We start from the raw sequence: 11,217 nt of genomic DNA, 5'->3' as shown, positions 1-11,217 counted from the left end.
CACACCCCGCCCACCGCCCCCGGGCCCGGCACTAACCCCCGCCCCCGGGGCGGCACCCCCGCCGCCCGGCCCGCCCGCCGTCCCGGGCTGCGGAAGGTGGCGGGGAGCTCAGGCGGTCGTGGCCTTCGCCCGTTCGGCGAGGGAGTTGAGCAGCGCGGCGCCGCGTTCGGCGTCGTCGACGCTGACGGCGAACCGGTGGCCCTGGCGGCTCTCGACGACGAGGCAGTCGCCGCCGCGGAGCATCAGGGTGGTGCCGAGGCCGTTGACCCGGTAGCCCCAGCCGCCGGCCTGGGCGGCGGTGCGCCGCTCGGCGCGGGCCGCGCCGATGTCCGCGGGGGACCAGTGCCGCCGGGGCCAGCCGAACGGGCCGAAGCCGACGTCCAGGCCCTTCGTGGTGACCCGGGCCTGCACGGAGGAGCAGGCGAGGACGGTCAGCGCGAGGATCGCGAGCGTGGTGGTGAGCGACCAGTGCCCGGGGGTCAGCCCGGTGGCGCCGGCCAGGGCGGTGCCGGCCGCGCCGAGGCCGAGGACGGCGGCGGCGAGCTGCATCCAGACGTTGGAGGTGCGGGACAGCCAGACCACCCGCTCCCCGGCCGGGAGCGTCATGACCGGGCCGCGCGGGCCGGTGGGGGCGGTGCCGGTGGCGGGCGTGCGGGTCGCGAGCCAGGTGACGAGGCCGGCGGCGCCCGTCGTCAGGACGATGAGGATCACCCAGGCGTCCATCGAGGCGGCGTCCTGCCAGCGTGCGCGGTCGAGGTTGGCGTGGACGATCGACGCCTGGGCGCCGCTCAGCAGCACCCCGCCGGCGGCCAGGATCGCCCCGGGCGCGCCCGGCGCCTGGCGGCCCCGGAAGCGGCGGACGACGGCGGCGAGGGCGACCAGGCCCAGCCAGATCACGGCGGGGAACAGCGCGGCGGCGGTGAGCGACATCGAGCCGTCCGGCCGACTGCCGCTCCAGTGGGTGGCCACCGGGTCCGGCAGCCGGTCGGCCGCCGCCAGCGGGAGTGCGACGAGCAGCCCGAGCACGCCGGCCGCGAAGGCCGCGGCCGCCCAGGGCCCTCCCCGGCGTGGCCCTCGCTCCGTCGCAGTGGGTACTACAGGCTCCGAGTCGTTCACGGCATCCCCCTGATCAGATCCACGAGATCGTTCCTGCTGTAGCCGGCCTGGGCCGCGTCCGCGATCAACTCGCGTACGCGGTCGACCAGTTCGGCGCGCGATCCGGCGTCGGCGGCGATCGTGATGCCGCGGCCGCGGCGGAACTCCAGCACGCCCTCGTCGCGCAGGGCGCGCAGCCCGCGCAGGACGGTGTTGGTGTTGACGCCGAGGGCCCGCGCGAGGTCCCGGGCGGGCGGCAGCTTGTCACCGGGGGCGCACTCGCCCTCGGCGACGGCCCGACGGATCGCGCCCGCCACCTGCTCGTGCAGGGGACGGGCGTCGCCGATGTCCAGCTTCAGCAACATGGTGCTACTGACGATAGCACCATGCGGTCTCAGTGCACCGTTTCGGAGGTCGTCTCCCGGACCGCCTCCCGCTTCGCCAGCGCCGGCGCCTTGCCGCGCGCCCCGCGCGAGAGCAGCACGTAGAGCGCGGCCGCGAGCGCGCCCGACAGCACGAAGCTCAGGTCGATCCCGCCGGTCAGCGGCAGCAGCGGCCCCTGGTAGGCCGGAGTGTCCACCGCGCACAGGCCGAGCGCGCTGCCCGCCGCCCAGGCCACCGTCGCCGGGACGTTCCAGCCGCCCCGGTACCAGTAGATGCCGCCGCGGGTGCGCTGGTTGAGCACCTGGAGCGAGTGCTGGTCGTAGTCGCCGCGGAAGCGCCGGTGCCCGATCAGCGTGATCACGGCCCAGGGCGCGCCGATCGCGGTCAGCACCAGCACGAAGGAGGTGACGGCGTCCTGCGCGTTCCACACGAAGTGGCCCAGGAAGACCAGCACGGTCGAGAGCGCCGCCACGACGTAGGTGGCCTGCAGCCGGGTGGCGCGCGGCAGGATCGCGTCCAGGTCCAGGCCCATGCTGTACAGCATCAGGCCGGTGTTGCCCGCGCTGCCCAGCAGCCCGTTGATCAGCAGCGGCAGCAGGAACCAGGCCGGGGCGCCGGCGATCAGCCCGTGCACGTAGTCGTTGCCCGCGCCGGTCGCGACGGCGGTGAAGGTGCCGAACACCTGGGGGATCAGCAGGCCCAGGAACAGGCCCAGGCACGTCGACCACAGCACCTTGCGCGGCGCGTGCCGGGCCGGGGAGACGTACCGGGTGTAGTCGCCCAGCAGGGTGATGAACGCGATCGGCCCGCTCAGCCCGGCCGCGACCACCGCCAGCAACCAGGTCGGCCAGAATCCGCCCAGCAGGTAGGCGCCGTGCGCCGAGCCGTCGAAGTGCGGGGCGAACGCGAACAGCCCGGCCAGCAGCAGGGCGCCCATCGCCCACATCAGCACCCGCTCCAGCTTCAGCAGCAGCCGGTAGCCGAACACGGCCGCCGTCGCGCTCAGCACCGCCAGCACGCTGTACGTCGCCACGTACGCGACGCCGTCGGCGGGCAGCCCCAGCATCCGGTTGAGCGCCCCGACCACCACGTCGCCGCCCACCCACAGCGCGAGCGCCGTGTACCCGAGCGACAGCAGCAGGCCGACCACCGAACCGATCAGCCGCCCGCGCACGCCGAAGAACGCGCCCGAGCTGGTCGACAGGTTCGTCGCGGTGCGCAGCGACACCAGCGCGAGCGGCGCCGTCAGCACGATCCCCGCGACGGTGCCGAGCACCAGCGCGCTCAGGCTCGCCCAGAACGAGAGCCCGAACGAGACCGGCAGCCACCCGAACACGACGACGCCGAACGCGAGGTTCGAACCGACGAGGATGCTGACCACGTCCCGGGGAGTGCTGGTGCGGTCGGCGTCCGGGATGGTGTCCACCCCGTACTGCTCGATGTGGGTGCTCTGCGGCATGAGGGAAGCCTTCTGGTGCAGGAATCCGCCCGGAATCGGTCACTCCGGACGGCCTGCCAATCCTTCGCCACCCGTCGCCGCCGCAATAGGGGCGATCCGGACGAACCGCCGCCTCCGGATTCCGGACGCGCCTTGTTGCATGCCACAAAGCCGCAGGTCACGGGCGCCGTCCTGGGGCGAACCCGGCCACGGCCCCGGGCCCGGCGTATGGAACGCGCTCGGAAGGCCGCCCCGGGCGTCAAGGAAGCGCCAAGAAACGCCACCCGTGGTTCTTCCGGCGATTGGCTGGAGGCGAACGCGGCACCGCGGTGAACGGCGGCCCGCGAACGACGACCCGAGGACGACACCATGCACGGCAACCGGCGGTACGACGACTGCGGCACCACCCGGGTGGTGGTCGGGGTCAGCGGCTCACTGGGCAGCCTCGCGGCGCTGCACCGCGCCGCCGCCGAAGCCCGGCGCACCGGCGCCGCGCTGGTGCCGGTCCTCGCCTGGGAGCCCCCGGGCGGCGAGCTCGGCTACCGCCGCTCGCCCTGCCCGCCGCTGCTCACCGCCGCCCGCGACGCCGCCGACCAACGGCTGCGCGACGCGCTCGACGCGGCCTTCGCCGGCGCCGACCCGGGGGTGCCGGTGCACCCGGTGGTCGTCCGCGGCGAGACCGGGCCGGCGCTCGTCCACATCGCCGACCGCCCCGACGACCTCCTCGTCCTCGGGCACGGCGGCGGCCTGCTGCGCCGCGGCTTCCGGCGCTCCGTCGCGTCCCACTGCCTGCGCGAGGCCGCCTGCCCGGTGCTGACCGTCCCGGCCCCGCCGCTCCAGCGCGAGCTGGAGGCCCTGCACCGGCGCACCCGGTGGCACCTGCCGATCGGCCACGTGCCCGAACTCGTCGGCACGAAGGGGTAGTCGCCCGTGCGGATGTACTCGGCGCGCCCCGGCGGGCAGCGCTACCGCCCGGTCGTGGACCGGCTCGCGGTGGCGGTGTCCGGCACCGTCGCGCTCGTCGCCGGGGGCGTCCTCGCCCTCGGCCTCGGCACGCTCGGGGAACTGCACTCGGGCTGGTTCGCCCTGGCCGCGTACGCGGCGCTCAGCGGGCTGACGGGCGCGTTCTCCCGGCCGTCGGCGGCGCCGGTGATCGGGCTGTCGGCCTGGCTGTGCTGCAACGCGTTCGCCGAGCACCGGCACGCCGAGCTGGGCTGGTCCGGCCCGTGGCCGGAGGGCGGCCACTTCGCGCTGTTCACGGCCGCGGCGCTGCTGGTGGCGCTGCCGAGCGCCGTGCCGCGCCGGACGGTCCGGGTCGCGAGCGTGCGCCTCGGGCGGCGGCCGGGCCTCTGACCCGGCGTCCGGCCTGGGCCCCGGCCCCGGGCGTCCGACGCGGCCGCCAAGGCGGCGTAAAGATCGGCGGGCGGCGCGTCAGGGAGTCGTCAGGAACGGTCGGCCGGGCGCCCGGCGAACCTAGCGTGAGCTGCGCAGAAACGGTTCGGCGCCGGGCTTGCAAGGGCCCGTCGGCGAACCGCGCCGACCCCGGGTCCCGGCCGGTTCCTCCGGGACTTTCGGCAGCCGGTGGAAAACAGGTGAAGGGGGCGCGCGGCGATGCCTACAGGTACGTCGAGCGGTACGGTCGTCGTTCGGACAGCGGAATCGCCCGGGGAGGCGAGCCCCGCCACGGCCGGACCGCCCGCCGGGCCGCGCGCCCCCCGCCCGTGGAAGCCCCGGAGACCGGCGGCACGCCGGACCTGGACCACGCCCCGGCTGGTCCGCGTCCTCACCGGCACCTGCCTCGCCGCCCTCGCCCTCTCCGGCGTCGTCACCGCCACCGTCCTCGGCGGTGCCCACGACGGCACCGACGCCATCGGGCACAAGGCCGCCCCGCAGGTCGTCCGCTCCGCCGACCTCTACTTCGCGCTCAACGACATGGACGCGCAGGCCGCCAACCTCCTCCTCTACGGCGCCGACCCGGACTTCGCCAAGGCCCGCCGCGAGAGCCTCGACACCTACGACCAGCGTCGGAACCAGGCCGCCACCGACCTCCAGCAGGTCGCCGAGGCCACCGCCGACGACCCCGCCGGGCGCGCCGCCGTCCAGACCGTCATCGACGAACTCGGCCGCTACCAGGCCCTCGTGGCCCAGGCCCAGCTCCTCGACGACCAGGCCCACGCCGCTGCGGGACGCCCGCCCGCGGACGCCCTCGCCGCGTACCGCTCCGCGACCGACCTGCTGCGCCAGCGCCTCCTGCCCGCCGCCGACAGCGTCACCGCCGCCAACGCGGGCACCGTGGAACGCCGGTTCGCCGCCGAACGCGGCGACCTCGGCAGCGGCCGCTGGTGGATCGTCGCCGCCGGGGTGCTCGCCCTCGCGGCCCTCGCCGGGCTCCAGCGGCTGCTCGCCGTCCGGTACCGGCGCGTCCTCAACGCTCCGGTCGCCGCCGCGACCCTGCTCGCCCTCGGCGGGCTCGTGGGCGGCGTCGTCCTGGTGAACCGGGCCGCCGACCACCTCGTCGTCGCCAAGCACGACGCCTTCGACTCGGTCATCGCGCTCAGCCGCGCCCGGGCGACCGCCTACGACCTCAACGCCGACGAGAGCCGCTTCCTCAGCGACCCGGGCCGGGCGGCCGCCTACGAGCAGAGCTACTTCGACAAGACGCAGTCCTTCGCCCGCGTCGGCGGCACCACCCTGGCCGGCTACCCCGCCGCCCTCGCCCCGCTCGCGGACCACCACCGGGCCGACCACACGACGATCGGCTTCGGCGGCTTCCTCGGCGACGAACTGCACAACATCACCTTCGTCGGCGAACAGGACGCCGCCGAGCGGGTGCTGGCCGCCTTCCAGGACTACCAGCGCGACGACCACAAGATCCGCGACCTCAACGCGGCCGGGCGCCTCAAGGAGGCGATCGCCTTCGACACGGGCACCGCCGCCGGTGAGTCCAACGCCGACTTCGCCCGCCTGGCGGCCGCCGTCGACGACGTGCAGGCGATCAACCAGAAGGCCATGGACCGGGCCGTCGCGGCGACGGACGACGACCTGGACGCGGTGACGGCGGCCCTCGGCGCCGCCGTGCTCGCGGTGGCACTGGCCCTCGTCGTCGCGGGTGTCCGTCCGCGCCTGCGCGAGTACGCCTGAGTCCGGATAGGGCCCTCAGCTCCGCGGCGGGCGGGCGATGCGCAGCCCGGCCCGGCCCAACTGCGCGGTGATGTCCTCTAGGTACCGCTCGGCGTCGGCCACCGTCCCGATCCCGCCGGCCCGCCGCCGGATCCGGTCGTGCTCCTCTGGGTGCAGGCGCGCCTCCTGGATCGCGGCCGTCTCGACGAACCCGCGCAGCGTCGCCGTGACGGGCCGGCCGGGATCGGCGGGGGCGGCGGCCTCCGCCTTCCAGGTCACGCCCGACTCGGCCGGGTCGGGCAGGGTGCCGGGCGTGTCGCGCGGGGCGTCGGCGGAGAGCAGGTGGAGGAAGTCGTTGGCGCGCGCGTCGCGGTCGGTGAGCGGGGCCAGTCCGAACAGCCGTTCCACGGTGGCGAGGAGCGAGCCGTGGTCGTACTGCGTGTGGTCGATCAGGTTGCAGTTCCGTCCGGCCCGGTCGCCCGGCGCGGCGGCCGGGACCCACGGCGAGACGACGACGGCGGGCACCCGGACGCCGAGCCGGTCGAAGCGGAAGCCGTGGGCGCTGTGCTCCGGGTCGGTGCGGTCGCCGGGCGGGACGGCGGCGGGCGGTGGCACGTGGTCGTAGAAGCCGCCGTGCTCGTCGTAGGTGATGACGAGCACGCTGGACTCCCAGAGCGGCGAGCGCCGGAGCGCCTCGTAGACGTTCTTGATCAGGGCCTCGCCGTCGGTCACGTCGTCGAGCGGGTGCTGGCTGTTGCCGCAGCGGAAGTCGCCGCCGTGGGTGAGGACGTGGCCGTAGTCCGGCTCGATGAAGGTGTAGGCGGCCGGGTACGCGGGGTCCTGGAGGTGCTCGGCCAGGTCGTCGAGGTGGTGGTAGTGCTCGACGGTCGTCGCCAGGTCCATCCCGGCCAGCGCGCTGACCTGGGGCAGGGCGTCGCCGGCGTAGACGCGCCACGGCAGGCCCTTGCCGTCCAGGGCCTCGTAGAGCGTCCCGTGCTCGAAGGTGTAGCCGCTCAGGCGCGACCGGACGGTGTCGACCGGGTCGGGGCTGTGGTCGAGGCCGGCCGAGCTCGCCGCGTGCAGGAAGAAGCGGTTGGGCCAGGTCGGCCCGGGCAGGGCGGAGAACCAGCGGTCGCAGACGGCGAACTCGCGGGCCAGGGTGCTGAGGACGGGGAGCTGCTCGGCGGTGAAGCAGGCCATGACGGCGCCGGGGTCGGCGAGGCCCTCGGCGTCCTTCTTCACCGTCGCCTCGTTGGCGTAGTTGTCGACGAAGCCGCCCAGGGTGATCGGCGGGTAGGTGCCGTCGTAGGCGCACCGGTCGTCGTGCGGGCTGCCGGTGATGGGGGTCGAGGCGAGCTGGAGCCGGACGTCGCAGAACTCGTGCGGCGGGTCGACGGGCAGCGCGAAGGGCGCGCCGATCCGCACGGGGTACGCGGTGCCCGCGTGGTGGTTGCTCGCGCCGGTGTCGGGGCCGTCGACGGTGGCCGGCGCGCCCGTCACCGCGTCCGTGCCGACGCCGTGATGGAGGACGCCGTCGGTCACCGTGCCCGTCGACACCCCCAGCATGTGGTCGAAGGAGCGGTTCTCCAGGACGAGGACGAAGACGTGCCGGATCCGGCCCTGCGGCGCCGGCGCCCGGCCGGCCCGCAGCCCGGCGAGCCAGGCCCGCCACTCCTCGCGCTCGTGGGTGATCGCCTGCCGGATGCGTTCGATGGGCTCCATGGGGCCACCCCAGCACCGGTGGTGACGGACCGTCAAAGACCCACGCCGGTCCGTCCGGGCGGTCGGCCGGATGCGCTGATGGATGTCAGTCGTCCGCGTGGAGCTCGGTGGGCGTGGCGATGACGTCCACGAGGGCGTCGCCGCGCAGGACGGTGAGGGGCAGGGGGTGGCCGATGGCGTCGGCGAGCATGAGGCGCTGGAGGGACTGGGCGGTGCTCATCGGCTCGCCGGCCGCGGTGAGGAGGAGGTCGCCCTGGCGGAGGCCCGCCCGGGCGGCGGGGGCGTGCGGGACGACCTCGACGATCCGCAGGCCCGCCTGTTGCCCGGTGCGCCGGCGCAGCGCGGGCGGCAGGGGTGCGGGGACGCCCGCGAGGCCGAGGTAGGCGCGGCGGATGCGGCCCTCGGCGAGGAGGGCGGCGATGATCTGCCGGCTGGTCGCGTTGATGGGGACGGCGAGACCGAGGCCGTTGCCGGCGACTGCCGTGGTGATGCCGACCACCTCGCCGTCCGCCGTGGTGAGCGCGCCGCCGGAGTTGCCGGGGTTGAGGGCGGCGTCGGTCTGGATGACGTCGTCGATGACCCGCACGGCGCTGCCCGCCCGCGCGGGCAGCGAGCGGCCGAGGGCGCTGACGACGCCCGCCGTGACGGTGCCCGCCAGCCCGAGCGGATTGCCGACGGCGACGACCAACTGGCCGACGCGCAGCGCCGTGGCCTCGCCGAGCCGCACCGGCGGCGGGGTGGCGCCGTCGGCGCGCAGGACGGCGAGGTCGGAGAGCGGGTCGGTGCCGATGGTGTGGAAGGGCGCGGTGGTGCCGTCGCCGAAGGCGAGCGTGCCGGCGTCGGCGTGGCCGACGACGTGGGCGTTGGTCAGGAGGAAGCCGTCCTCGGTGAAGACCACGGCGGAGCCGAGCGCGGTGGAGAACCAGCCGCCCCGGCCGCGCCGGGGCACCTGGAGGGCGGCGACCCGGGGGGTCACGGCCTCGGCGACGGAGGTCACGATCCGCGAGTAGGCGTCGAGGGCCGCCGCGCCCTCGTCGGTGGCGCGGCCCGGCCCGGGGATGTCGGTCACCTGGCACCCCTTCGTGAGAGAGGGTTCTCCCCGGTGCCAACAACGCGGAGCCGCCCGGACTTCCGCGACGGCTGCGAGGGCCCGTTCCCGCTGCGGCTATTCCAGCGAGCCGCTCAGCAGCGCCGCCGCCGAGCAGGTCGCGGGCGCCGGGCCGCTCGCCGGCAGGCCCACCTGGCGGCAGGTGACGGTGACAGTGAGCTTCTGCTTCTCGCCGACGAGGATCGGCGAGCCCCAGTGGAAGTCCTGTTCGCGGAAGTTCTCCAGGGCGGGCGCGAGCAGGGGCGCGTCGCCGACGGCGATGGTGATGGTGCCGGCGTCGCCCTGCGGGTTCTCCAGGACGAGGTCGGTCAGCCGCAGCGTCTTGCCGTCCGGCACCTGGTAGGTCTCGGTCCGGGTGGCGCCGGCCGGGGCGGTCGCCTTGAGCCGCTGGGAGAAGAGCGCCGCCCCCGGCGCCGGCACCAGGCCGGTGCCGGGCGTCACGGCCGGCCGCGGGGAGGCCGTCCCCGCCCCCGAGGCCGCCTGCTGCGCGGCCTGCTGGGCGGCCGCGGCGGCGCCCTGGGCGTCGGCGGCCTTCTGCTTGGCGTCCGCCGCCTGCGACTGGGCGGCCGTGACCGGGCCGGCCACGGCGTTCTTCGCGGTCGAGCGCACGGCCGGCCGGAGCAGCCCGAACCAGGCCGCGGCGAGTGCCCCGGCGAGTGCCACCACCGCGATCGCCGCCTTCAACAGGCCCTTGGGCAGCACCGGTCGCTGGAGGTAGGTGCCGTCCAGCGCGATCGGCTCGCCCTCGCCCGGGGTCACCACGATCTGGAACGCGTGCGGCACGGCGGTGCCGCGCCACAGCCGCCGCGCGGGCCGCACGTCGGCCCGGACGAACACCGCCCGGCCCGGCTCGACCGTCGTCGCGGCGGCCGGGAGCGCGAAGCGCAGCAGCCCGCCCCGGTCGCTGCCGGCGAGCGTCACCGAGACCGGCAGGTTGCCCCGGTTGTCCACCGCCACCTGGTGCCGGCCGCGTCCGCGCCCCTGCGACATGCGGGGCGTCAACTCCGCCGTCAGCCCGGCGAACGGCAGCACCTCGACCACGCCCTCGGGCACCGTCGCCTGCTCCGGCCGCTCCTGCGGCACCACCCGCACGCCGAACGGGACCGGCCCGGCCGGCGTCGTGCTCTCCCGCGGCGGGCGGAAGCGCAGCACGACCCGCCCGGCCGTCCCGGGGTAGAGCGAGAGCGACTCCGGCTCCACGGCCGTCCAGGCCCCGGCCGGGCCGAGCACCTCGAAGCGGTACGCCTCGACGAGCTCGCCGCCGTTGCGCACCTCCAGCGAGGCCTGCGCCTCCTCGCCGGGCAGCACCTGGACGGCGGACGGGTCGAGGTGGGCCGATGTGGTCGTCATGCGCCGAGCGTAGGAAGCCGTCCGGCGGCGGGCAGGTGCCCGGCGGCCAGCCTTCGGGGCAGTTCCGCTGCCCGTTAAGTCGTTGTGGAGTGCCTGATGATTTGCCGGGTGTTGACTCGTCGGGACGGGAAGCGCCCGGCGGTCCGCCGACCGCCGGGCCGGGGGCGCCCGCGGGTACGGCCGGGCGCGCGAGGGCGGAGGACGCGATGCGCTATCACGGCAACACCGGCGGCGACCGGATCCCGGTCCGGATCACCGCCGAGGACCCGGTCTCACGGGCCGGGCTGGCGGGCCAGCTGCGCACCTGCCCGGAGGTCCGCCTGCTGGACGGCGCCGGGCCGGACGGGCCCGACGAGCCGGGCGGGGAGGACGGGCGGACCGTCGTGGTCGTCGCGGTGGACAAGGTGGGGGAGGAGGCGCTGCGCACGCTCCGCCAGCTGCGCCGCACGGCGGCCGGGCGGATCGTCCTGGTCGGCACCGAACTGGACGACGCCGGGCTGGTCGCGGCCGTGGAGTGCGGCGTGGTCGGGGTGGTCCGGCGGCGGGAGGCGACGGCCGAACGGCTGGTGCAGGTGATCACCGCGGCGGCGCGCGGCGAGGGCAGCGTCCCGGCGGACCTCCTCGGCCGTCTGCTGGAGCAGGTGGGCCGCCTGCAGCGCCAGGTGCTCGACCCGCGCGGCCTGGCCTTCACCGGGCTGGCGCCGCGCGAGGTGGAGGTGCTGCGGCTGGTCGCGGCCGGCCGGGACACGGCGGAGATCGCCGAGGAACTCTCCTTCTCGGAGCGGACGGTGAAGAACGTCCTGCACGAGGTGACCACCCGGCTCCAGCTGCGCAACCGCTCGCACGCCGTGGCGTACGCGCTGCGCGAGGGGCTGATCTGAGCCGCGTGCGCGAGGGCCGGACCGCGTCGCGTGCGCGCTGCGCGAGGGGCTGATCTGAGCCGCGTGTGCGCGGGCCGGACCGTGTCGCGTGCGCGCTGCGCGAGGGCTGATCCGAGCCG

At 75.9% G+C, this 11,217-nt stretch carries 10 protein-coding genes; 4 read left to right on the top strand and 6 right to left on the bottom strand.

Annotated elements, in window-relative coordinates; translation table 11 throughout:
• Positions 1-108 precede the first annotated feature (108 nt).
• The 3 genes from ACFV4G_RS21390 to ACFV4G_RS21380 form a co-directional block, all read right to left on the bottom strand.
• On the bottom strand, positions 109-1,026 hold the full coding sequence (locus tag ACFV4G_RS21390) for a DUF1648 domain-containing protein (protein WP_380442663.1): 918 nt from the start codon (positions 1,024-1,026) through the stop codon (positions 109-111).
• An 86-nt stretch (positions 1,027-1,112) separates the two neighbouring features.
• The gene (locus ACFV4G_RS21385; protein ID WP_380442661.1) at positions 1,113-1,460 is read right to left on the bottom strand and encodes a GntR family transcriptional regulator; all 348 of its coding nucleotides are present in this window, start codon (positions 1,458-1,460) and stop codon (positions 1,113-1,115) included.
• 29 nt (positions 1,461-1,489) lie between these two features.
• Positions 1,490-2,938, bottom strand: a complete 1,449-nt coding sequence (locus ACFV4G_RS21380) for a purine-cytosine permease family protein (protein WP_380442659.1) — start codon at positions 2,936-2,938, stop codon at positions 1,490-1,492.
• 348 nt (positions 2,939-3,286) lie between these two features.
• Between ACFV4G_RS21380 and ACFV4G_RS21375 the strand changes: the two genes are divergently transcribed.
• The 3 genes from ACFV4G_RS21375 to ACFV4G_RS21365 all read left to right on the top strand — a co-directional run bounded on the left by ACFV4G_RS21375 (position 3,287) and on the right by ACFV4G_RS21365 (position 6,058).
• The gene (locus ACFV4G_RS21375; protein WP_380442657.1) at positions 3,287-3,841 is read left to right on the top strand and encodes a universal stress protein; all 555 of its coding nucleotides are present in this window, start codon (positions 3,287-3,289) and stop codon (positions 3,839-3,841) included.
• A gap of 6 nt (positions 3,842-3,847) precedes the next feature.
• Positions 3,848-4,270, top strand: coding sequence for a hypothetical protein (locus ACFV4G_RS21370; RefSeq protein WP_380442655.1), 423 nt, complete (start codon positions 3,848-3,850; stop codon positions 4,268-4,270).
• 258 nt (positions 4,271-4,528) lie between these two features.
• Entirely contained in the window at positions 4,529-6,058 is a 1,530-nt protein-coding gene (locus tag ACFV4G_RS21365; RefSeq protein ID WP_380442653.1) for a hypothetical protein, read from the top strand.
• A gap of 15 nt (positions 6,059-6,073) precedes the next feature.
• Here ACFV4G_RS21365 and ACFV4G_RS21360 read toward each other — a convergent pair whose 3' ends face one another.
• From ACFV4G_RS21360 to ACFV4G_RS21350, 3 genes are all read right to left on the bottom strand, one after another.
• On the bottom strand, positions 6,074-7,759 hold the full coding sequence (locus ACFV4G_RS21360; RefSeq protein WP_380442651.1) for an alkaline phosphatase family protein: 1,686 nt from the start codon (positions 7,757-7,759) through the stop codon (positions 6,074-6,076).
• Between the two features lie 85 nt (positions 7,760-7,844).
• The gene (locus ACFV4G_RS21355) at positions 7,845-8,828 is read right to left on the bottom strand and encodes a S1C family serine protease (RefSeq protein ID WP_380442649.1); all 984 of its coding nucleotides are present in this window, start codon (positions 8,826-8,828) and stop codon (positions 7,845-7,847) included.
• Positions 8,829-8,924: 96 nt separating this feature from the next.
• On the bottom strand, positions 8,925-10,217 hold the full coding sequence (locus ACFV4G_RS21350) for a hypothetical protein (protein WP_380442647.1): 1,293 nt from the start codon (positions 10,215-10,217) through the stop codon (positions 8,925-8,927).
• A gap of 206 nt (positions 10,218-10,423) precedes the next feature.
• On the opposite strand from ACFV4G_RS21350, the gene ACFV4G_RS21345 reads away from it, so the two are divergent.
• A complete protein-coding gene (locus ACFV4G_RS21345) occupies positions 10,424-11,098 on the top strand; it encodes a response regulator transcription factor (protein WP_380442645.1) in 675 nt (224 codons plus the stop codon).
• Positions 11,099-11,217 lie beyond the last annotated feature (119 nt).

Source organism: Kitasatospora sp. NPDC059747 (genome assembly GCF_042732955.1).
In the GTDB taxonomy this organism is placed as follows: domain Bacteria; phylum Actinomycetota; class Actinomycetes; order Streptomycetales; family Streptomycetaceae; genus Kitasatospora.
Note: the sequence above shows the minus strand (reverse complement) of the source record. Positions and strands in the feature narration are given on the sequence as shown.

What these genes read in the sequence shown, in the direction of transcription:
- ACFV4G_RS21365 (WP_380442653.1), top strand. Translation starts at nt 4,529, where the DNA reads ATGCCTACAGGTACGTCGAGCGGTACGGTCGTCGTTCGGACAGCGGAA.
- ACFV4G_RS21350 (WP_380442647.1), bottom strand. Translation starts at nt 10,217, where the DNA reads ATGACGACCACATCGGCCCACCTCGACCCGTCCGCCGTCCAGGTGCTG.
- ACFV4G_RS21345 (WP_380442645.1), top strand. Translation starts at nt 10,424, where the DNA reads ATGCGCTATCACGGCAACACCGGCGGCGACCGGATCCCGGTCCGGATC.
- ACFV4G_RS21385 (WP_380442661.1), bottom strand. Translation starts at nt 1,460, where the DNA reads ATGTTGCTGAAGCTGGACATCGGCGACGCCCGTCCCCTGCACGAGCAG.
- ACFV4G_RS21360 (WP_380442651.1), bottom strand. Translation starts at nt 7,759, where the DNA reads ATGGAGCCCATCGAACGCATCCGGCAGGCGATCACCCACGAGCGCGAG.
- ACFV4G_RS21375 (WP_380442657.1), top strand. Translation starts at nt 3,287, where the DNA reads ATGCACGGCAACCGGCGGTACGACGACTGCGGCACCACCCGGGTGGTG.
- ACFV4G_RS21380 (WP_380442659.1), bottom strand. Translation starts at nt 2,938, where the DNA reads ATGCCGCAGAGCACCCACATCGAGCAGTACGGGGTGGACACCATCCCG.